The 21863-nt window shown below is 70.4% G+C and carries 19 protein-coding genes; 8 read left to right on the forward strand and 11 right to left on the reverse strand.

The features are described from left to right. Nucleotides 1-33: 33 nt before the first annotated feature. From radA to BQ8008_RS00865, 5 genes are all read right to left on the reverse strand, one after another. On the reverse strand, nt 34-1458 hold the full coding sequence (gene radA, locus BQ8008_RS00845) for a DNA repair protein RadA (protein WP_108832404.1): 1425 nt from the start codon (nt 1456-1458) through the stop codon (nt 34-36). Nucleotides 1459-1520: 62 nt separating this feature from the next. Next, nucleotides 1521-2087 carry a hypothetical protein gene (locus BQ8008_RS00850; RefSeq protein WP_108832405.1) on the reverse strand — a complete coding sequence of 189 codons (567 nt, stop codon included), beginning with the start codon at nt 2085-2087 and terminating at the stop codon, nt 1521-1523. 76 nt (nt 2088-2163) lie between these two features. Continuing rightward, nucleotides 2164-2700, reverse strand: a complete 537-nt coding sequence (locus tag BQ8008_RS00855) for a hypothetical protein (protein ID WP_108832406.1) — start codon at nt 2698-2700, stop codon at nt 2164-2166. 234 nt (nt 2701-2934) lie between these two features. Further along, the gene (gene tkt / locus BQ8008_RS00860; protein WP_199907908.1) at nt 2935-5037 is read right to left on the reverse strand and encodes a transketolase; all 2103 of its coding nucleotides are present in this window, start codon (nt 5035-5037) and stop codon (nt 2935-2937) included. Nucleotides 5038-5202: 165 nt separating this feature from the next. After that, entirely contained in the window at nt 5203-6162 is a 960-nt protein-coding gene (locus tag BQ8008_RS00865) for a sugar-binding transcriptional regulator (protein ID WP_108832408.1), read from the reverse strand. 86 nt (nt 6163-6248) lie between these two features. Here BQ8008_RS00865 and BQ8008_RS00870 point away from each other — a divergent pair, with 86 nt between their 5' ends. The 5 genes from BQ8008_RS00870 (at nt 6249) to BQ8008_RS00890 (ending at nt 11563) form a co-directional block, all read left to right on the forward strand. Beyond that, nucleotides 6249-7427 (forward strand): phosphotriesterase family protein, encoded by a 1179-nt coding sequence (locus BQ8008_RS00870; protein ID WP_234415164.1) that lies wholly within the window; start codon nt 6249-6251, stop codon nt 7425-7427. Between the two features lie 17 nt (nt 7428-7444). Continuing rightward, entirely contained in the window at nt 7445-8113 is a 669-nt protein-coding gene (locus tag BQ8008_RS00875) for a 3-dehydro-L-gulonate-6-phosphate decarboxylase (protein WP_108832410.1), read from the forward strand. Next, complete coding sequence (locus tag BQ8008_RS00880; protein WP_108832411.1) at nt 8110-9051, forward strand: L-ribulose-5-phosphate 3-epimerase; 942 nt, start codon at nt 8110-8112, stop codon at nt 9049-9051. Before BQ8008_RS00875 ends, BQ8008_RS00880 begins: the two co-directional genes overlap by 4 nt. 131 nt (nt 9052-9182) lie before the next feature. After that, nucleotides 9183-10133 carry a sugar kinase gene (locus BQ8008_RS00885; protein WP_108832412.1) on the forward strand — a complete coding sequence of 317 codons (951 nt, stop codon included), beginning with the start codon at nt 9183-9185 and terminating at the stop codon, nt 10131-10133. Nucleotides 10134-10165: 32 nt separating this feature from the next. Continuing rightward, nucleotides 10166-11563, forward strand: a complete 1398-nt coding sequence (locus BQ8008_RS00890; protein WP_199907909.1) for an MFS transporter — start codon at nt 10166-10168, stop codon at nt 11561-11563. A gap of 261 nt (nt 11564-11824) precedes the next feature. Here BQ8008_RS00890 and BQ8008_RS00895 read toward each other — a convergent pair whose 3' ends face one another. The 4 genes from BQ8008_RS00895 to BQ8008_RS13555 form a co-directional block, all read right to left on the reverse strand. Continuing rightward, nucleotides 11825-12559: an L-ribulose-5-phosphate 4-epimerase gene (locus BQ8008_RS00895; RefSeq protein WP_108832413.1), complete on the reverse strand. Its 735-nt coding sequence runs from the start codon at nt 12557-12559 to the stop codon at nt 11825-11827. 241 nt (nt 12560-12800) lie between these two features. Further along, a complete protein-coding gene (locus BQ8008_RS00900; protein WP_108832414.1) occupies nt 12801-14243 on the reverse strand; it encodes an SPFH domain-containing protein in 1443 nt (480 codons plus the stop codon). A 75-nt stretch (nt 14244-14318) separates the two neighbouring features. Further along, nucleotides 14319-14822, reverse strand: a complete 504-nt coding sequence (locus BQ8008_RS00905; RefSeq protein WP_108832415.1) for a nodulation protein NfeD — start codon at nt 14820-14822, stop codon at nt 14319-14321. Between the two features lie 117 nt (nt 14823-14939). Further along, the gene (locus BQ8008_RS13555; RefSeq protein WP_234415165.1) at nt 14940-16958 is read right to left on the reverse strand and encodes a hypothetical protein; all 2019 of its coding nucleotides are present in this window, start codon (nt 16956-16958) and stop codon (nt 14940-14942) included. A gap of 294 nt (nt 16959-17252) precedes the next feature. On the opposite strand from BQ8008_RS13555, the gene dhaK reads away from it, so the two are divergent. The 3 genes from dhaK (at nt 17253) to dhaM (ending at nt 19466) form a co-directional block, all read left to right on the forward strand. After that, nucleotides 17253-18272 (forward strand): dihydroxyacetone kinase subunit DhaK, encoded by a 1020-nt coding sequence (gene dhaK, locus BQ8008_RS00915; RefSeq protein WP_108832416.1) that lies wholly within the window; start codon nt 17253-17255, stop codon nt 18270-18272. A gap of 67 nt (nt 18273-18339) precedes the next feature. Beyond that, nucleotides 18340-18999, forward strand: coding sequence for a dihydroxyacetone kinase subunit DhaL (gene dhaL / locus BQ8008_RS00920; RefSeq protein ID WP_108832417.1), 660 nt, complete (start codon nt 18340-18342; stop codon nt 18997-18999). Nucleotides 19000-19016: 17 nt separating this feature from the next. Then, entirely contained in the window at nt 19017-19466 is a 450-nt protein-coding gene (gene dhaM, locus BQ8008_RS00925) for a dihydroxyacetone kinase phosphoryl donor subunit DhaM (protein ID WP_108834532.1), read from the forward strand. Nucleotides 19467-19501: 35 nt separating this feature from the next. Here the strand turns inward: dhaM and BQ8008_RS00930 are convergent, their stop codons facing one another. Further along, nucleotides 19502-20170 (reverse strand): potassium channel family protein, encoded by a 669-nt coding sequence (locus BQ8008_RS00930; RefSeq protein WP_108832418.1) that lies wholly within the window; start codon nt 20168-20170, stop codon nt 19502-19504. Nucleotides 20171-20210: 40 nt separating this feature from the next. After that, the gene (locus BQ8008_RS00935) at nt 20211-21812 is read right to left on the reverse strand and encodes an MFS transporter (RefSeq protein WP_108832419.1); all 1602 of its coding nucleotides are present in this window, start codon (nt 21810-21812) and stop codon (nt 20211-20213) included. Nucleotides 21813-21863: the final 51 nt, after the last annotated feature.

Below are 21863 nucleotides of genomic sequence, written 5' to 3' on the forward strand. Positions count from 1 at the left end.
TCATGGGCGGCCTCTCGAGCCCTTTCCACGGCCTCAACCTCGCGGCAGTGCCGCACCCATGGCCTCACCCACATGAGCGACCGGCAGGACCTGCATCCCTGCGACCTCGCGCAGCTCGGCCGAGCCGGCCAGCGGCACGATCGCCCGGTCGAAGCCGAGCCGGGATGCCTCCGCCAGGCGCCGCTGGATGCCGACGGTGGCACGCACCTCACCGGTCAGACCGACCTCGCCGAAGGCCACGAGCCCGGCGGGCGTGGGCAGGTTGCGTGCGGCCGAGACCACGGAGATGGCCACGGCCAGGTCCGTGGCCGGCTCGACGGCGCGCGCCCCGCCCACGGTGGAGACGTAGACGTCCGCACTGGAGGTGTCCACCCGCAGCCGGGCGCTGAGTACCGCCAGCGCCATGGCTGTGCGCGAGTGGTCCACCCCGGAGGTGGTGCGCCGTGGCGAGCCGGCGTTGGTGGAGGCCACGAGCGCCTGGATCTCCACAGGCATGGGGCGGCGGCCCTCCAGGGTGACGGTGGCGCAGGTGCCCGGCACCTCGGAGCGGGCGGCGGACAGGAACAGGCCGGAGGGGTCCGCCAGCCCCACGATGCCCCGCTCGCCCAGGTCGAAGCAGCCGACCTCGTCGGTGGGGCCGTAGCGGTTCTTGACGGCCCGCAGCAGGCGCAGACGGGCGTGCCGGTCGCCCTCGAACTGGGCGACGACGTCGACCAGGTGCTCCAGGACCCGGGGCCCGGCGATCCCGCCGTCCTTGGTCACGTGCCCCACGAGCAGTACCGGGATACCACGCTCCTTGGCCACCGCGATGAGTGCGCCGGCCACGGCCCGGACCTGGGTGACGCCTCCGGCGCTGCCCTCCACCTGCGCCGAGGCGATGGTCTGGACCGAGTCCACCACCAGCAGGGACGGCCCGGCCTCCTCCACGTGCCCCAGCAGGGCCCCGAGCTCGGTCTCCGCGGCCAGGAGCAGCCCGGGATCCAGGGCGTCGATGCGTTCGGCCCGCAGGCGCACCTGCGAGGCCGACTCCTCACCGGTGACGTAGAGGACCGGCCCATCCCCGCGCTCGCGCGCCACGGCGGCGGCCTTCGCGGCGACGTCGAGCAGCAACGTGGACTTGCCGACGCCGGGCTCGCCGGCGAGCAGCACGACGGCGCCCGGTACGATCCCGCCGCCCAGGACCCGGTCCAGCTCGCCCACCCCGGTGGGGCGGGCCCTGGCCTCGGTGGCGCTGACCTCCCCGATGGGGCGGGCGGCCACGGCGGGGCGCACGGCGCTGGCGGCGGCCAAGGCGCGTCCGCCGGCACCCTCACCCGGGGCGCCGGCGGACTGGACCTCCTCCAGGGTTCCCCACTCCCGGCATTCCCGGCACTGGCCCATCCACTTGGGACTGGACCAGCCGCACTCGGTACAGCAGTAGGAGACCTTGGGGGCCTTAGGACTCTTCGATGCGGGCATGGTGGGAGCGTATCGGGCCCCACCGACATCTATTCGGGCATCTACTCGGCGCCTGCCGCGCCTCAGTAGCCGACCGGACCGGTCTGCCCCGGCTGCCCGCTCTGACTGTGGGGCTGCTGGTTCTGGGGAGCCTGAACGGTGGCGTGCCCGTACTGGCCAGACGGAGGCACCTGACCCGGCTGCTGCGGCTGTCCGTACTGGGCCTGCTGAGGGACCTGCCCGCCCTGGTACTGCGGGGCCGCCTGCCCCTGCACCGGGTTACCGGGCATCTGGGCGTATCCCTGCTGCTGGGATGCCCCAGCAGCCTTCGACGCCTCGGCGGCCGCCAGCTGTCGGCGTAGTTCCTCGGGGACCAGATGGGGGAAGCGCTTGGCCAGGACATCATCGACGAAGGAGACGAGGAACACGAGGATCGCGACTGGGATGATGAAGATCCAGAAGGGAGTCCTCGCTCTGCCCGGCACATAGGTGTTGAGGAGCATGAGGATGATGACGTCCAGAATGACGCCGATGATCACTGCGATCCCGAAAAGCGGGTAGAACAGACGGGTTCGGATCGTGATCTCATCCTCGTTGGACTCGTTGTCACCGGTGTCAGCGGCGTTCTGGGGGACGTGAGCCGTGCTCATGAATCATGTCCTCTCTGAAGCGTTGGAAGGATGTTCCAACGTGAAGCTGGGCGTGTCCGGGTCTGCCTGTTGAGGATTAGCTCGTGTATCCACTCTGTCCGTAGGGCTGCTGGTTCTTGGGAGCCTGACCAGAGGGGGCCTGTCCGTACTGCGGCTGCTGCGGCTGGCCGTGCGGGGCCTGCTGCGGTGCGCCGGGAGCCGTCTGCTGACCGGGCACCTGCCCGTAGCCGGTGCTCTGCGGCGCCACCGGCTGGGCGGCCGGCTGTCCGTATTGGGGCTGGCCGTACTGGGCCTGCTGAGGGACCTGCCCGCCCTGGTACTGCGGAGCCACGTAGCCGGGCACCAGATGGGGAGACTTCTTGGCCAGGGCGGCGTCGGCGAATCGCCCGATCGCCAGAGCACCGACAACGGGAAGAATGAAGACCAGGTAGGGGATGCGCACCGTCCCCTCGGCGTTCGTGATGATCCCGATGTAGATCGCGATATCGATGACGATGCCGATCACGACCATGACGGTCATGATGAGGTAGTAGTAACGCGTGCGGAGGGGCTGCTCCTCGCCGGAGTCGTTGCCGTCAGGGATCTGGGGGTCGTTCTGGGCGGGTGCGGTCATGAGAGATGGCCTCTTCTGTGTCGGGGGTCGTTGTTACGGAGGGCGCCCGGTGGCGCGACCGGTCCCCAGCGTGCCCAAAATCGGCCGGTAAGTCACCTGTGCGGCATGGGTAGTGGTATCCCCGTGACATATGTTTCTCATACGTCGAGCCGGGCATTCTTCGCGTGGCCCTACGGTTTTTCTGTAGGGCCACGCGAAGAATGCCCGGCTCGACGGCGAGGGGCGGGGCGTCCGTCAGCCGCGCGTGCGAGCCAGGGCCTGGCGGGCGCGGGCGGCCACGTTCTGCCCGATGAAGCCGTACTCCTCGAACAGGGCGGTGCCGGCGGCGGAGGCGCCGTAGTGGTCCAGGGAGACGATCTCACCGGCGTCGCCGACGATCTCGCGCCAGCCCATGGCGATGCCGGCCTCGACGGCGACCTTGGCGGCACCTGCCGGCAGCACCTCGGTCCGGTAGGCGGCGTCCTGCTGGGCGAACCACTCCAGGCAGGGGGCGGAGACCACCCGGGTGGGCGTGCCCTGACCCTGGAGGATGTCGCGGGCGTCCACGGCCACCCCGACCTCGGAGCCGGTGGCGATCAGGACCACCTCGGGGCTGACCTGGCCGCCGCCTGCGTCGGTGGCCTCGGCCAGGACGTAGGCGCCCCGCCTCACACCCTCGGCCGCTGCCTGAGCGGTTGCGTTGACAGTGAGGTTCTGGCGTGACAGGGCGATGCCGGCCGGCTCGCCCGGGCGGGCCAGGATCTCGGCCCAGGCCGCAGCGGTCTCGTTGGCGTCCCCGGGGCGCACCACGGCCAGCCCCGGGATGGCGCGCAGCGCCATCAGGTGCTCGACGGGCTGGTGGGTGGGGCCGTCCTCGCCCACGCCGATCGAGTCGTGGGACCACACGAAGATGCTGCCAAGCCCCATGAGCGCCGCCAGGCGCACAGCCGGGCGCATGTAGTCGGAGAACACCATGAAGGTGCCCCCGTAGGGGCGGGTGAGCCCGTCCAGAGCGATCCCGTTGAGGATCGAGCCCATGGCGTGCTCACGCACGCCGAAGTGGATCGTGCGGCCGAAGGGCCCGTCGCCGTCGGCCTGCGCCAGGGCAGCGGGAAGGAAGGAGGGCTCGCCATCCATAGTCGTGTTGTTCGAGCCTGCCAGGTCCGACGACCCGCCCCACAGCTCGGGCACCACGCCTGCCAAGGCCGACAGAACCTTGCCCGACGCCGCACGGGTCGCCAGGCACTGGCCGACCTCCCACGTCGGCAGGGCCGCCTCGAGGCCCTCGGGAAGGCGGTGGGCCTCAAGGCGCTCCAGCAGCGCGGCCCCATCGGGGTTGGCCTGCTGCCAGGCTGCGAAGCGCTCGTCCCACACCGCTCGGGCGGCCCGAGCATTCTCGGCGGCCCGCTTCCGGGTGTGGGCGACGACGTCCTCGGGCAGGATGAAGCTCTGCTCGGGATCCAGGCCCAGGACCCGCTTGAGCCCGGCGACCTCCTCGGCCCCGAGCCTGGCGCCGTGGGAGGAGGCCTGCCCCTGCTTGGTCGGTGAGGGCCAGGCGATGATCGTGTGCAGGCGGATCAGCGACGGGCGCTCGGTCTCGGCGCGGGCCGCCACAATCGCCTCGTGCAGCGCCTGGAGGTCCTCCGCGTAGCCCCCCGAGCCATCCGGGCCGCCGGTGCGCCAGTCGACGTCGAGCACCTGCCAGCCGTAGGCCTCGAAGCGGGCCGAGACGTCCTCGGTGAAGGCGATGTCCGTGCTGCCCTCGATGGAGATGTCGTTGTCGTCGTAGATGGCGATGAGGTTGCCCAGCTGCTGGGTGCCGGCCAGGGACGCGGCCTCCGAGCTCACGCCCTCCTGCATGCACCCATCACCCAGGATCGTGTAGACGAAGTGGTCGAAGACCGACTCGCCCAACGGGGTACCCGCGTCCAGCAGCCCGTGCTCGCGGCGCGCCGCCATCGCCAGACCCACCGCGTTGGCGAAACCCGCCCCCAGCGGGCCGGTCGTCGTCTCCACCCCGGGAATCTCACCGAACTCGGGATGACCCGGCAGACCCGTCGGAGAACGGAAGGACGTGAAACCCTCCAGATCGATGTCGTAACCGGCCAGGAACTGCTGAATGTACTGCACCAGCGAGGCGTGCCCGATCGACAGCACGAACCGGTCCCGCCCCAGCCAGCCCGGATCGAGCGGGTCGTGGACCATCTCACGCTGGTAGAGCAGCCACGCCACCGACGCCAACGAGATCGGCGTACCGGGATGACCCGACCCCGCCTTCTCCACGGCGTCGGCGGCCAGGGCCTTCGACACGGCAATGGCCTGGCGATCCAGATCGGTGAGCAGCGGCTCAGCGCTCATAACTGAGGACTCCTTGTGCATGAGGGTGCATGTCGCCCGCGGCCGCGAGCACCGTGCTGGTGCACCTGCGATCGGGCATCATGACTGATCCTTCCCGCTTCCGCAGAGGCGAGCAAGTACATCGATGAACGCGTGTTCATTCCAACCCCGCCCCGGTGCCTCCCCTCAGACGTCTTCCAGGAGGGACCGCGCGGTGCTCTCGTCGGTGACGAGGGCGGACAGGTAGCCCCCGCGCAGGGTGGCGCGCAGGGCCTCGACCTTGTCCCGGCCCGCGGCCACGCCGATGACCAGGGGGATCTCGCTGAGCCGGGAGGGGTCCAGGCACAGGGTGCGGTCGCACAGGGCCGTGCGCACGTGGTTGCCCTCGGCGTCCAGGTGGTGCCCGCAGACGTGGGCGACGACGTTCTTGCGGCGGCACTCGCGCATGACGGCGGGCGTCATCCAGCGGCGCAGGAGTGGGCTGCTCGTCGTCTCCCCGACGGCGCCGACGCCGGTGAGTGCCACGTCGCTGCGGGCGGCGAGCTCCAGCGTGGTGGCCACCCGCTCCTCGCTGCGCACCGCGCGGGCGTTCTTCAGGGAGTCGAAGACGAGGGGGACCGGCAGCGAGCGGTAGTGGCCGCCCAGGCGCAGGGCCAGGTTGCGGCAGATGTCCGGGCCGTCCTCGAGGTGGAAGGACTCCCCAGCCGATCCCAGCATCGCCACCGCCGTCGACTCCGGCCAGACCCGCTCGGGCAGATGGTGCACGACGGCGCCCACGGTCCGGCCGTTGGAGACGGCGATGACGCTGCGGGGCCCGCCGTGCTCCAGGAGCAGGTCGCCGCACACCCGGGCGACCTCGGCGCCCGGACCGCTGGCGCCGTCGGCGCGATCCTCGGCGACCCGCGCCTCCCTGAGCCCGAAGGCCCGCGTCAGGCGCTCCTCCAGGGCCATGAGCCGCTCAATGGGGTGGGACACCGTGACGGTGACGATCCCGTGCCGGCGGGCCTCGGCGAGCATGCGCGAGACCGTGGGACGCGAGTAGCCCATCTCTCCGGCGATGCTCGCCTGGTCGAGGTCCTCGTTCCAGTACAGGCGGGCCACCTCAAGCAGCAGTGAGGCCCGCTCCCGAGTCAGCTGTGCACACATGCGTTCAGGTTATCCAATCGTGATCGTCGGATCTCTTGTCCTGGCAACGATCCTTCTGGAAGCGGCTCGTCGGTTGCACCGTCAATGTGAACATTTGTTCACTGCTCTCCTTCGACGTCGGCAAGCACCTTCATAGCGTGACGGATGGGAGCGCGCTGGCCGGCGCTCGCGGCGGCAACCGGCCTGCACCCGCTTTCGGCGGCACTCGGCTGTCCATCTGCCGGCTGTCCGCCATCACCTGCTCGAAGAACCCGTCTGGAGGAGAAGAACCCATGGGTATCGTCCGTACCATCCACGGCGACGTCGACCCCGCGAGCCTCGGAGTCGTCAACGCCCACGACCACCTCATCCGCGTCGGCGCGGGGGAGGTCTACATCGACCCCGATCACCTCCTCATCGACGAGGACAAGGCGGTCCAGGAGGCCACCTCCTTCGTCGAGGCCTCCAAGCGCTTCGCACCGAGCGCCACCATCGTCGACATGTGCCCGGCCTCGTCGGGGCGCGGCGTGCTCATGCTGCGCGACGTCGTCGACCGCGTCCCGGACCTGCAGGTCATCCAGGCCACCGGCTTCCACCAGCAGAAGGTCTACCTGGAGTGGCGCCAGTCCTGGGTCAACCAGTACACGGTGACCGAGATCGCCGACCTGCTCATCGCCGACGTCGTCGAGGGCGTCGATGCCAATGACTACATGGGGCCACTCGTCAAGCGCACCGACATTCGGGCCGGCTGCATCAAGTGGGCCACCGCCTACGGACGGATCACCGACTGGGAGGTCAAGACCGGCCAGGCCGTGGCCATCGCCTGCAAGGAGACCGGAGCCCCCGTCAACACTCACGTCACCGCCGGCACCTGCGGCCCCGAGCAGGCCCGCTTCCTCATCGAGCAGGGCGTCGCCCCGGAGAAGATCGCCATCGGCCACATCCAGCGCAACTGGGACCCGTGGGTCCACGAGCAGATCGTCGCCACCGGCGCCTACGTCGAGCTCGACGGCACCAACCGCATCAAGTACGTGCCCGACAACGCCCGGGTCGACCTCATCAAGACCCTGGGGGCCAAGGGCTACGGCAAGCAGATCCTCCTGGGGACCGACTCGGGCAAGGCCTCCTACCAGAAGGCCTACGGGTCGGTCTCCGGCATCGACTACGACCCGGCCGTCTTCTGCCCCCGCCTCATCGAGGCCGAGGGCGTCGACCCCGCCTACGTCCAGGACCTCCTGGTGGGCAACGCCGCCACCTTCTTCGCCTTCGAGCCCCTGGCCGGCTGAGGGGAGGAGGCGTCACCATGACCCAGCAGCCCGCAACCCCCAGGCTCCAGGTCGCCCTGGACACACTCGACCTGCCCAGCGCGCTCGGCCCCCTCCAGCGGGCCGCGCCCTATGTCGATGTCATCGAGTGCGGCACCATCCTCGTCCTGTGCGAGGGCTTCCACGCCGTGCGCGCCATCCGGGCCCTCTTCCCGGACAAGCAGATCCTCGCCGACGTGCGCATCGCCGAGGCCGGCTCCAAGATCGCCCGCCTGGCCCTCGAGGCCGGGGCCGACCTCGTCTCCTGCGTGGCCGGCGCCTCCATGTCCACCATCCGCCAGGTGTGCCAGGTGGCCGCCGAGCTCGGCGGCGAGGTCCAGGTCGAGCTGGCAGACGAGTGGTTCGACGTCGATCGGGCCCGCGCCTGGCGGCAGGCCGGCGTCGAGCACGTCATCGTCAAGCGCTCCCGCGACCGGGAGGCCTCCGGCGACCTGTCCTGGAAGGACGAGGACATGGACCGGGTCGACGAGCTGGCCGCCATGGGCTTCACCGTCACCATCACCGGCGGCGTGAGCCCCGCCGACCTACCCGCCTTCGCCGGACGCGAGGTCGGTATCGTCATCGCCGGCCGGGCGATCGTCGCCGCCGAGGACCCCGCCGCCGCGGCCGCCGAGCTGCGCACCACCCTGAAGGAGGTGTGGCCATGAGCTCCGACGCCGCACAAGCAGACACCGCGCGGGCCGGCGCCTCCGCCGAGCTCAAGGATGGCGTCTGCCTGGGCATCTATGAGAAGGCGCTGCGCAGCGGGCCGCTGGCGGTCTCCGGGAGCCGGGTGGATGCCGAGGCCTGGCGGGTCTTCCTCGATCAGGTGCCCCGAGCCGGTTTCTCCTTCCTCGATCTGTCCATCGACGAGTCCCCCGAGCGGGAGGCCCGCCTGGACTGGGACGCCGGGCAGTGCCGCACCGTGCGCCGGGCCGCCGAGGCGGCCGGCACCTTCATCGGTGGGATCTGCCTGTCCCTGCACCGGCGGATCGGGCCCGGATCGGCCGACCCGGACGTGCGCCGGCGTGCCCGTGAGGTCATGGCCCGCGGCCTGCAGGTCTGCCACGACCTGGGCGTCCCGGTCATCCAGCTCGCCGGCTACTACTGCTACTACGAGGACCCGAATCCCGACGCCGAGCGCTGGTACGCCCAGCTCCTGGCCGACGCCGTCCCAACGGCCGCACGCCTGGGCGTCGTCATGGGGATTGAGAACGTCGACGGTGACGACGTCACCTCCCTGACCAAGGCGATGGAGTTCGTCGACGCCGTCGACTCGCCCTACCTCCAGCTCTACCCCGACCTGGGCAACATCGCCGAGCAGGGCCTCGACCCCGGCGTCGAGCTCGCCGCCGGAGAAGGCCACATGGTGGCGATGCACGCCAAGGACGTGCGCCCCGGTGAGCCGCGCCGCGTGGAGATGGGCGCCGGCGTCGTCGACTGGGACCGCTCCTTCGCGCTCCTGGCCGCCCAGGGCTGGAGCGGCCGCCTCATGATCGAGATGTGGAACGACGACGCCCCGGACTCCCTGAGCCGCTGCGCCGCCGCCCGCACCTTCATTGAGGACCGCGCCGGAGCAGCGGGCCTCATCGTCGAGGCTCCCTAGGCGCGCCCCCGCAAGATCCGGATCCCATCGCCTCCTGACCGCCTCACAATCCACCGGACCGTACAAGAGCACCCGAACCACCACCCCCGAACCACGAGCGGCACCGTTGCCGCCGCAGAGGAGAATCGACAATGAGGTACGACCTGACGACCATCGGCGAGGGACAGATCCGGCTGACCTGCGAGCGCGGGGACCGCCTGGCCACCGCCCGGTCCCTGCGCATGACCGCCGCCGGCTCCGAGGCCAACGTCGCCGGACTCCTGTCCGAGCTCGGCCGCGCCACCGCCTGGACCACCAAGCTGCCCCGCGGCGAGCTGTCCGACCGCATCGCCCTGGAGTACTCCGCCGTCGGCGTGGACATGAGCCACGTCGTCATGACCGACGAGGGCCGCGTCGCCCTCTACTTCCTCGAGCCGGGCGAGTTCCCGCTGCCGGGCAAGGTCACCTACGACCGCGAGTACACGCCCTTCCGCAGCATCGTCCCCGAGGAGTTCGACTGGGACGCCCTGCTCGACACCCGCCTGGTCTTCCTCACCGGGATCACCGCGGCCCTGACCCCCCAGACCGCCCGCGTGGTGCGCTACGTCGCCGACGCCGCCCGCGACCGGGGCGTCGACGTCGCCCTCGACGTCAACTTCCGCTCCCTGCTGTGGGACGGCGAGCAGGCGCGGGCCGTCCTGGAGCCGATCGCCAGGGGCGCCTCGATCCTTTTCTGCTCGCGAACCGATGCCGGTATCGTCTTCGGCATCCCGGGCCAGGGTGTGGACGTGTGCCGGGCCCTGCGCGAGGAGATCGGGGCCCCCACGGTCGTGTCCACCGACGGGCGCGCCGGCACCTACCTGTCCACCGAAGCCGACGGCGAGCGCGTCTACGAGATCAAGTCCGTCCCGGTCATCGACCGGCCCGGTGCCGGTGACTCCTTCGTGGCGGGCACGCTTCACGGCTGGCTCGACGGCGACGTCGGGCGCGGCATCGAGATGGGCACCAAGGTGGCCCAGCTCGCCCTGACCCACCACGGCGACCTCACACATGTGCGCCCCGGCGATCTCCTGGCTCTCCAAGGCTCGGACATCGTGCGCTGAGGCGCCTCTTTCTTACAAGGATTGGTTCACTCATGAGCACCCACACACATACTGAGCACGATGCTGCGCCGCTGGGGCGCACCGCTCCCGAACAGATCGACAACCACCGCCTCACCGGCCACCAGAAGTCCCTCATCGGAATGGCCATCGTGGGCAACGTGTCGGAGTTCTTCGACATGTTCCTCATCGGCTTCATCGTCAACATGCTGATCGAGACCCCGGGATGGAGCCTCACCGGCTTCCACTCCGGCGTCATCCTGGCCGGAGCGGGTCTGGGCACGGTCCTGGGCTCCATCACCTGGGGGCGGATGGCCGACGTGTGGGGACGCAAGCACGCCTTCATCTGGTGCATCATCGTCCTCGTCGTCTTCACCGCCGCCTCGGCCGTCACCCCGGTCAACGGCTGGATCCTGCTGGCGATCCTGCGCACCGGCGTCGGGTTCGGCGTGGGCGGCCTGAACATCACCTCGGTGCCCTTCGTCCAGGAGTTCGTGCCCGCCAAGCAGCGCGGCCTCCTGGCGGGCCTCACCAGCGTCTTCATTCCCGCGGGCATCTTCCTGGGCGGGCTGGTCACCAGGTACTTCGGTGACGCCCTGGGCTGGCGCGGACTCATCGCCGTCGGCTGCATCCCCATCGTCCTGCTGGTCTGGACCCGCTTCGTCCCGGAGTCGCCGCGCTTCCTGCAGTCCCGGGGACGTGAGGAGGAGGCCAGGGCCGCCTACGCCTGGGCCATGGAGATCCCCGTCGAACAGGTCGCTGATCTGCCGCCCATCCCCGACAAGAGCTCCGCATCCTACTCAGTGGTCTTCACCAAGTACCCCAAGCAGCTGCTTGTCGTGGCCCTCGGTTCCTTCTCCTTCATCCTGGGCTCCTTCACCGTCCAGTCCTGGGGACAGACGCTGCTGGGCCAGTCCTTCAAGTTCGAGGCCAGCACGGTCGCGACCCTGTTCATGCTCGTCTCGCTGGGAGACCTGCTGGGACGCCTGGGCTCGGCCTGGATCTCCGACCGGATCGGGCGGCGCTGGACGATGTTCGGCTGCGGCATGATCGGCGCCGTCGGGGCCCTGATAGCGGCCTTCTCCACCCGCATGGTCCACGGGGACGAGATCGGCAACGCCGGCTACGTGTTCTTCGCGGGCATCTTCATCGTCATGATGTTCGGCGACGGCGCCTTCGGCATCCTCAACGCCTTCGGCGGTGAGCAGTTCCCGACCGAGGCCCGGTCCACCGGTCTGGGGCTGGGGTACGGAATCGGATCGGTCGCCAAGGTCGTCGGCCCATACTTCGTGGGAGCCCTCATCGGAGGCAGCGCGCTGAGCGCCGAGGTGGTGTTCCTGCCCTTCATCATCTTCGCGGTGCTGCTCTTCGCCGGAGGCATCATCTACCTCTTCGCCCGTGAGACGAAGGGCGCCTCCCTGGAGGACATCTGAGGTCTCCGGGGTGCCCGGGCTCCGACGGCGTCGGACTCATGTCCGATGCCGGTGGGTGCGGAGGGAGCATGAACAGATGTGCGGGTCCTGGCTCCATGTGGAGCCAGGACCCGCACCGCGGAACGCAGGACGGAGGAGTTCGAGCTCGGGCTGGAGCCGATCCTCGACGGGCTCGCTCGCCGTCTGGGGCCCGGTGCGCAGTCGTCGTCCGGGCAGTGACCGGGCTCCTTGACCGGGCTCGTCGACCCGCAGGCCGGTTGCTCAGTGCTGGCCGTAGACGTTCTGGTAGCGGTCGTTGAGGCGATCCACCATGTCGGCCGGGATCGGCTTCACATCGCCGAGCTGCTCGGCGATGCTCATCGTGCGGGCGACCTCCTCACACATGACGGCGGCCTTGACGGCGTCGCGCGCGTCCTTGCCGACGGTGAAGGGGCCGTGGTTGGCCATGAGGACCGCCGGAGATCTGGAGCCCTCCAGGGTCTCCACAATGCCGCGGCCGATCGAGTCGTCGCCGATGAGGGCGAAGGGTCCGATCGGGATGTCGCCGCCGAACTCGTCTCCCATCATCGTCAGGGCGCAGGGGATCGGCTGGCGTCGCGCGGCCCAGGCGGTGGCGTAGGGGGAGTGGGTGTGGACCACGCCACCGACATCGCTGCGGTGACGGTAGACGTAGGCGTGCGCGGCCGTGTCCGAGGAGGGCGTCAGGGAGGCCGGCGTGCCGTCGTCGATCTTCTCGCCGTCGAGCGTGCAGACCACCATCGTCTCCGCGGTCAGCTCGTCGTAGGAGACGCCGGAGGGCTTGATGACGAACAAGTCGGTCTTGACGGGCCCATCACCGCGGTCGACGACGACCCGCTCGGAGACGTTGCCTGCGGTCCACACCACCAGCCCCCACCGGGGCAGCTCGGCGTGCAGGGCGGCTACCCGACGTCTGGTGTCCGCAACCGCCTCCTGCATCTGCTCGTCGAGGTCGGTCAGGATGATCCTCTCGCTCATGCGTGCGCTCCTTTACTCGTCAGTGATATCCGGTGTCACTGGCGATTCTTCGGAGCCTGCTGGTCGGCGTCACCACGCCCGGCGCACGAATGTTCACAGTTGTTCCCAGTCGGCGCCGACGGCAGCGAGGACGCTGCCGCGCACGCGACGGGGACATGTCACGCGGTCGGGTGCAGAGATTCTGTCCCCCTACGCGTGACATGCCCCCGTTCGTCGATGGGCCGGATGTCTGCTCCGCGCCTCAGCCCTCCAGGTGCTCGACGACGTCGGCCGGGGCCTTGCTGCCGTGCGCCTCGGAGGAGCCGGACCCCGGCAGGTGGCTGCCCACCATGTCGGTCAGGCCCGTGCCCACCAGGCTGCGCAGGATGACGTCGAGCTGCTCGACGTTGCTGGCCACGGCCTTGGGCAGGGCCGAGGCTCCCTCGGTGGAGATGATCGACAGATCGCGCACGCTGGCCAGCGGCTCGCTCAGGGCCCGCGCGATCTCGGGGGCCCTGTCCAGCAGCATCTGGCGGGTGGCCGCCTCGCCGTACTTGGCCAGGGCGTCGGCCTTGTCACTCATCGCCTTGGCCTCGGCCTCACCGGCGGCGCGGATCGTGTCGGCCTCGGCCTGGCCTCGGGCCGCAATGGCGTCGGCCTCGGCGCGGGCCCGGGCGGCGGTCGCCTTGGCCTCGGCCTCCGCGCGGGCCACGGTGGCCTGGGCCTGGGCCTGGGCGTCCAACCGGGTGCGCTCGGCCTCGGCCTCGGCGCGCAGCAGTGCCTCGGTCTTGGAGGCCTGGGCCTCCTGCTCGCGCTGGTAGCGGGCGGCGTCGGCGGGCTTGCGCACCGTGGAGTCGAGCTCGCGCTCGGTCAGGGCGGCCTTGGCCTCGGCTGCCTCCTGCCCGATGATGGCGATCTCGCGCTCCTTGGCGGCGCGGGCGATCGGGCCGGCGGAGTCGGCGTCGGCCTGAGCCTTGTCCGTCTCGGCCTTGAGCTGGGCCTGACGCAGGGACAGGTCGCGCTCGCGCTCGGCGATCTGCTGACGGGAGGTGACCTCGGCGTCGCGGGCCTCGCGCTCGGCGTTGGCCCGGGCGATGCGGGCGTCCTTCTCGACGCGCTGCTGCTCGGGCACACCCAGGGACTCGATGTAACCGCCGGCGTCGGTGATCTCGGAGACCTGGAGCATGTCGATCTCCAGGCCCATGTTGGCCATGATGCTCTTGGCGTCATCGAAGACGTTGCGCTGAAGGGCGTCGCGGTCGGAGATGAGGTCGGTGACCGTCATGTGCCCGATGATCGAGCGCAGGGAGCCGATGAGCGCCTCACGGGCGGAGTCGGCGATGGCCTGGTCCGTGTTGGCCTTGCCCAGGAAGCGCTTGGCCGCGGCGCGCACCTGCTCGTCGGAGTCACCCACCTTGACGGCGGCGACAGCGGCGACGTTGACGTTGATCTTGTTCTCGTCCTCGGCGGTGACCTTGAAACCGATCGTGGTCTGGGTGAAGGGCAGGTACTGGATGGACTGGATGACCGGCAGGACGAAGTCGCGTCCACCGGGGTGAATGATCTTGACCGTGCCCCGGTTCGAACCGGAGATCAGACCGGTGAGGTTGGAGGGGACGACGACGATCCGGCTAAACAGGTAGGCGACTACCAGCAGCACGATGATGACGATGATGACGATGGCGCCGATGAGCATTGTGTCCATGCGGTGTTCCTTTCTTTGTGGGGAGCTGGGATGAGGGAGGGAGACAACGAGGAGGGGGTGGTGCGCCCGGTGGGCTCAGCTGCTGATCTGCTCCCAGGGGACGATGGTCAGGGTGGAGTCGACGGCGTCGAGCACCCAGGCGCTCTGGCCCGAGCGCAGCGGCTCCTCGGAGCGCGCCGGCAGGGTGAGCTGGCTGCCGCGCGTGATGGCGCGAACCTCGCCGCTGCCGTCCTTCCACCACAGGACGGTGACCTTCTCACCGACCAGCTCCGCGGCGGTGGGCGGAGCCGTGTCCAGCGGCATGGAGCGCCTGAGACGGTTCCACAGCCAGCGCGTGACTGCGCCGGAGGCGACTGCCAGTGCTGCGGGAACACCCCACACGACGGCGACCGGTACGTGCGTCGCTGCCGATCCCGACACCGCTGTCATTCCCATGCCGATGGCGCCGAAGACCGCCACCGGCAGAGCGAGGACCGGCACGAGCCCATCGGGGAGGAACGCGTCGAGTACGCCGTCGAGAAGGATCCCGGCCAGGAGAATGGCGCATCCGATGATCGCGCACCAGGCAAAAATGCTCACGCCATACCCCTTCCGTGGAAGCCCCTCGGCCTCCCACACCCGGATTCTGCCACGCGGGCCGGGGCGCGAAGCCGTCATGGGGTGGGGAGAAGGCCCCGGCGAGGGGATGCGGCCGGTTCAGGCGCCGCGTGCCCTGGGGAACTCGGCGGAGTCCTGCAGGGACGGGGGAGTGGGGGACCAGACCTCCGGTGTCGGTGCGGCCTCCGTCCGGTGGGCTCGGGTGGTTCCGGCGGTGCTGGCGGGGACGGCATCGGCTGCGGCCACGGCGGAAGCCTGCTCGGTCCGCTGGGACGCGGGCAGGCCGGCTTGGCCCTGTACCTGACCTCGTGCCTGGGCGGGTGGCTGGGCTGCGCCCTGAGCCGGGACGATGCCGTAGCCGCCGGCCCCCACTGCTCCGGATGCCGGGGCGGACGCGGCCGGTGCGCCAGGGGCCGTGTATGGCTCAGACGGCTGAGATTGCTGAGGACCCGTGGGCACCGTGACCGTGCGGGCTGCCACCGCCGTGGCCTTCGGTGAGGCGGTCGGGGACGCGGACGGTGAGCTCGCACGGGTGCGGCCGGGGGCCGGCTGCGCCGTTGTGGGCTGCGCGGCAGCCGCGGCCGGTGGGGCGGTGGATGCGGCAGGTGCCCCGGGCGCATCCGGAGCTCCTGAGGCAACCGGTGCAGCTGCACGGCTCACGGTGAGAGCCTCGGGGAAGGCCGTTGCGAAGACGGACTCTGTCTCCTCCGTGCTGGCCGACGCCGTTGGCCCCCTTGAGGTCGGAGCCGCCGAGGACATTGAGGCCGTTGCCGCTGTGACAACCGTCGTCGAGGCCGTCGCCGTCCCTGGTACGGCAGCCGTCTGCGTGGAGGGGGCGGGATGGGAGTCCTGACCGCGTCGATGCCGGGAGATACGGCTGGGTGTCGGGTCCTCGAAGGCCCCGGAGGCGCTGCCTCGAGCCTCGGACCCCCGGTGGCTCGTCGGGCTTGCAGACTGTGGCTGAGCCGGCTCAGTGCGAGGGGCGTTCTGCGGGAGCGGTGTTTGCTGAGCCGCAACAGCCTGAGCCCAGGCGCCGGCAGAAGGAGCCGCCGAGGCGGCTGGATCGGCCGCCGGCTCACGCCCGGGGGCCGCGGGACTCGCCGCAGGGGTCTGCGGGTGAGCTGCCGTGGGAGTCTCAGCGGCCGCTGCGTGCGCGCCTCTGCGTCCAGGGCTGAGTGGGGCCCACACGATGTCGGACGAGTCGGGCAGCGTGCGGCCGGTCGTCGTCTTCGCTGTCGTTGCCGCTGCCGGTGGCTCAGCCGTCTCAGCCGTCTCAGTCGCCGCCGCCGAGGCCTCCCGCGCCATCCGACTCCGCGCCCGTCGCGAGCGCCGTCGGGTCTCGGAGGAGGCGGCGCCGGTGGCGCCGGCGTTCGTAGGGTTCGTGGACCCAGTGGCAGCGGTGGATCCGGCGAGACTCGGGTGGTCGGCGGGCTTGGTGATGTGGACGAGGTCGTAGTGGGCGGGATCCTGTCCGGCGTTGCGCAGCACGTCCTCCAGGGGGCTCAGCAGCGCCAGCCGGAAGGCGGGGTTGACGCAGCGGGCGTTGACCGCGCCCCAGATCTGGTCGGCTGTCAGGGACTCCTCAGAGGAGCCCAGGTCGTTGCGGATCGCGGTGACGAGGTCGGACTGCAGGCGCGCATAGGCCATGGCGTAGGCGCTGGGCCACGGAGCCTCGGGCCGCTGGGTGCGCAGGAGGGCGAAGTTCCTCAGCGCCCGCAGCACCTCGTCAGAGCCGCCCAGGAGCGCCCCCACCCGCAGCCGGTCCAGCGCCTCGTTCTTCATCGTCCCCGTGCCCTCGGGACCCAGCAGGTGCTTGGAGTCCTCGACGACCTCCCGCAGGAATACCCGGTAGGCGGCGACGCTGTCCGGCGTCGTACGCTCCTTGGTCATGGAACGCAGCCGCTCGGCGGCGCGGCGCGCCGCCACACGGGCCGAGCTCGCCTCGGACTGGACCTCATTGATCCGCGAGATGCTGGCCCGGGAGATCCGTGAGGCCTCCTTGAGGGCCAGATCCGCGTGCGCCGTCGAGCGCCGCGCGGCGAAGACGGCAGCAATGGCGACCAGGATGGAGACACCGGCTGCGATGGAGGCCACGACGGCGACAACGGACAGATCCATGCTCCTATCCTGCCCGCAACCGATGTGAGGATGCCTCAGAAAAAGCCCCTCCCCAGATAGTCTCCAGAATATCTACGGGCGATGCTCAGGTGTTCTGGTGGTTGCGCTCGCATGAATGCGTCTGCAACTCTGCGTTGGACGAACTATGGTGCCGGCACCCCGCCCGTCCTGTCGAGCGCCCCGATGTGTATCCGTTCCGACAAGAGGTCTCTGACCTGCACCGATGTGCACGGACCAGGGTTCGTGGGACCTCTGGCGGTACAAGCCGGCCCATGTCGCGGTAGCGTCAGTGTCATGAAGAAACTCATCAACTCCGTTGACAACGTGGTCACGGACGCCCTGCGGGGCATGGCCGCGGCCCACCCCCACGAGCTCGAGGTCGACCTCGACCAGCACATCATCTACCGCCGCCACCGCAAGGAGGAGGGCAAGGTCGCCATCATCTCCGGCGGCGGCAGCGGGCACGAGCCCCTCCACGGCGGCTTCGTGGGCACCGGCATGCTCGACGCCGCCTGCGCCGGTGAGATCTTCACCTCCCCGGTCCCCGACCAGATGGTCGCCGCCACCACCGCCGTCGACCGCGGCGCCGGCGTCCTGCACATCGTCAAGAACTACACCGGCGACGTCATGAACTTCGAGATGGCCGCCGAGATCGTCGACGCCGACTCCGGCATCCAGGTCGCCAGCGTCGTCACCAACGACGACGTCGCCGTCGAGGACTCCCTCTACACCGCTGGACGGCGCGGCGTGGGCGTGACCGTCATGGTGGAGAAGATCGCCGGCGCCGCCGCGGAGGAGGGCCGCCCGCTGGATGAGGTCGCGGCCGTCGCCACGCGCGTCAACGCCGCCGGCCGCTCCATGGGCATGGCCCTGACCTCCTGCACCGTTCCGGCCAATGGCAAGCCCTCCTTCGACCTGCCGGCCGACGAGATGGAGATCGGTATCGGCATCCACGGTGAGCCCGGTCGCCACCGTGAGACGATCGCCCCCGCCGCCGAGGTCGCCGAGCGCCTCGTCACCCCCGTCCTGGCTGAGCTGGCCGAGCTGCCCGACGCGGCCGGCCCCGACGAGGGCGTCATCGCCATGGTCAACGGCATGGGCGCCACCCCGTTGCTCGAGCTCTACCTCATGTACGGCGAGATCGCCCGCCTCCTTGAGGCCGCCGGGATCACGGTGGCCCGCAACCTCGTGGGCAACTACATCACCAGCCTCGACATGGCCGGCTGCTCCCTGACCCTGGTGCGCGCCGACGCCGAGCTGCTGCGCCTGTGGGACGCCCCCGTGAGCACCCCCGGCCTGCGCTGGGGCGTCTGAGGGACCGGTGCCATCAAGACGCCCAGGCGGTACGGGCGTCCAAGGAGACTCGAGGAGGAGAAACAATATGACGGAAGAAGCGACAGACGCCCGTCAGGCGTTGACGGTGACGGACCTGGAGGCCTGGGTGCGCCGCACCGCCGAGCTCGTCACCGAGCATGCCGAGGAGCTCACGGACCTGGACGCCGCCATCGGCGACGCCGACCACGGCACCAACATGAAGCGCGGCCTGACAGCCGCCGTCGACGCGGTCGAGGCCGGTGACTTCGCCGGCGCCGACGCGCTGCTCAAGAAGGTCGGCATGACCCTGGTCTCCACGGTCGGGGGCGCCTCCGGCCCCCTGTACGGCACCTTCTTCCTGCGCACCGGCGGCGCCCTGTCAGGTCAGGACAGCATCGACGCCCCGGCACTCGCGGCCGGCCTGGGGGCCGGGATCGGCGGCATCGCAGCGCGAGGCCGTGCCACCACCGGGGAGAAGACCATGCTCGACGCCTGGAGCCCGGCCCTCGAGGCGCTGCGAGCCCACCCCGACGACCTCGCCGCGGGCGTCTCCGCTGCGGCGCGGGCCGCGGCCGAGGGACGCGACGCCACCAAGCCCATGGTGGCCACCAAGGGACGGGCCTCCTACCTGGGGGAGCGCTCGGCAGGGCACATCGACCCCGGTGCCGCCTCGACCGCCCTCATCCTGGCCGCCCTCGACGACGTCGTCTCCGGGAGGACTGTGTGAGCCCGGTGAGCCCCGTCATGCCTCAGCCGGCAGAGCCGAGCGGCACGGCTGCGAGCGTCGGCATCGTCCTGGTCTCCCACTCCCGCGCCCTGGCCGAGGCCGCGCTCGACCTGGCGCGCCGGCTCATCGTGGCCGTCGACGTCCCCGTCGAGCTGGCCGCAGGGCTCGCCGACGGCGAGCTGGGGACCGACCCCGGTGCCGTTGTCTCCGCCGTCGAGCGGCTCGCCGACCGTTGCGACGGCGTCCTGGTCCTGGCGGACCTGGGCAGCGGCATCATGAGCGTCGAGATGGCCCTGGAGATGCTCGACCCGGCCGTCGCCGAGCGGGTTCGGCTCTCCGCGGCCCCCTTCGTCGAGGGGCTGCTCGGTGCCTACGGCGCCGCCGGGATCGGTAAGGACCTGTCGGCTGTGGTCACAGAGGTCGACGGCGCCGCCGAGGCCAAGCGCTCCCAGGTCTGCGCCTTCTGAGAAGCCTTCTCAGGGCCTTGAGAGGCTCGCGCCGCTCAGGGGCGGTTGGCGAAACGCTCCAGCAGGGCGGCGTCCCCGCCGACGACGAGCACGTCCTCGGCCGAGACCAGCGTGTCCGGGGTGGCGTACTCGAAGGGCTCGCCCGGGCTCATGAGGCCGAAGACCGTCACCCCGTAGCGCGAGCGCACCTTGGACTGGCCGATGGTGAAGCCGTGCAGCTCCGTGGGCGGGCGCATCTTGACGATGGTGAAGCCGCCCTTCTCCATCTCGATGTAGTCGAGCATGCGCCCCGAGACCAGGTGGGCGGCGCGCTGACCGGCGTCGAACTCGGGGTAGACGACGTGGTGGGCGCCGATGCGTCTCAGGATGCGACCGTGGGCGCGGGAGATGGCCTTGGCCCAGATCTGGGGGGTCTCCAGGTCCACGAGGTTGCCGGTGATGAGGACGGAGGCCTCCAGGGAGGTCGCCACCCCCACGACCGCCGTGCCGAACTCGGTGGCTCCCAGCTGCTCGAGGGCCTCCACGTCCGTGGCGTCGGCCTCCACCAGGGGGATGCGGCCGGTCCACTGGCGCACGATCGCGGGATTGGCCTCGACGGCCAGGACCTCTCGCCCGAGCCGGTCAAGGGTGGCGGCGACGGCGGAGCCGAAGCGTCCCAGCCCGATGACGAGCGTGGAGTCGGTGCGCGAGGGCGGGGCGGGCATGAGGTCTCCTGAGGTCGGCCGTGGGACGGTGCCTCCTACGCTACCGCGCGCGGCGACGTCGGATGCTCAGGCCGATCCCGCAGGCCACCAGCACCATCGTGGCCCCGGCCAGGACCCAGGCCATCATCGTGAAGCCGCCGGAGTAGGCCTCGATCTGCGCCCGGTCGATGAGCTGGCCCCGGAGGGTCTCGATGATCTGCCTGCCCGCAGGCGACTGCGGCAGGGCCTGAGCCCGCATCATCGCCTCCATGGCGGCCGCCTTGACCTCCTCGGTGTGCTCGGTCACGTAGTCCTCGGCGTGCTGGGTGGCGTAGGACGTCATGAGTGCCACTCCGAAGGAACCGCCGATCTGCTGGGCCGCGCTCAGGATCGCCGAGGCCAGTCCGGTCTGCTTCGCGTCCACCCCGCGCGTGCCGGAGTTGAAGGTGACCGGCATCGTCAGCCCCAGGCCGATCCCGAAGACGATGAGGCCGGGCAGGGCGACCTGGGAGTAGTTCGAATCCGTCGTCATGCGCGAGAGGATGAGGAAGGAACCTGCCAGTACCGCCAGCCCCAGTGGCAGGGTACCGCGCGCCCCGAGCCTGGGCACGATGACGCGTCCGGCAGGGATCGCGGTGGCGATCAGGGAGGCGACCATCGGCAGGAAGACGACGCCGCTCTTGAAGGGCGAGTAGCCGAAGTGGTTCTGCATGTAGTAGGTCAGATAGATGATCGCCCCCATCTGGGCGGCGCCGGCGATGAACTGCGTGGCGTAGGAGGCCGCCCGCACCGGTAGTGCCATCATCGACAGGGGGAGCACCGGGCGGCTCGCGAAGTGCTCGCGGACCACGAACAGCACCGCGGCGACTCCGCCGAGCGCCAGCCAGGTGACGGTCGACATCGAGGTCCAGGAGGTCTGCTGGGCCCGGTCGAGGCCGTAGACGGCGCTGAAGCAGGCCCCGCAGCCCAGGACCAGGCCGGTCAGGTCGTCAGTGATGCGCGAGCCGCGGTCTCGATGATCGGCCGGAGGCAGGCTGCGCTGCCCGATGAGCAGGGCCGCAGCGGCCAGGAAGATGTTGATGTAGAGCGCCCAGCGCCAGCTGAGCCAGTCGGTCAGCGCCCCGCCGACGAGCAGTCCGACGGCTGCGCCCAGCCCGCCGGTGGCGCCGAAGATCGCGAAGACGCGCTCGCGCTCAGTGCGCTCGGTGAAGGTGACATTGAGCAGTGACTGCGAGGTGGGGGCCAGCAGGGCGCCGAAGCAGCCCTGGGCCACGCGGGCGATCAGCAGCATCGGGAAGGATGCCGCCATCCCGGCCACCAGGCTGGCGATCCCGAAGCCGATCAGTCCCACCTGGTAGGAGCGGCGGATGCCCGCCACGGCGCAGAGCCTTCCCCCGAAGAGCACCAGGCCACCGAAGGCCAGGCTGTAGCCGGTGACCGTCCACGGGCTCTGGGACACGGTCATTCCCAGGTCGTCCTGCATCCGAGGCAGGGCGATGGCGATGATCGTCAGGTCCAGGACGATCATCAGCTGGGTGAGGACGGCGCTGACCATGACCGCACGGCGTCCCGGCCGCCGCGCGGTCATGACGGTCGTCTCCTCCTGTGTCTCCTGTGCCGACTCGGTCCGCTCCTTGAGAGCGGATGCCACTGAGGATGTCATTGCGACCTCCACATCAAAATAATCGTTTTCGTTTGCGCTCGGAAGTCTAGG

Origin of the sequence: Actinomyces sp. Marseille-P3109, assembly GCF_900323545.1 — a bacterium.
Taxonomy (GTDB): Bacteria; Actinomycetota; Actinomycetes; order Actinomycetales; family Actinomycetaceae; genus Actinomyces.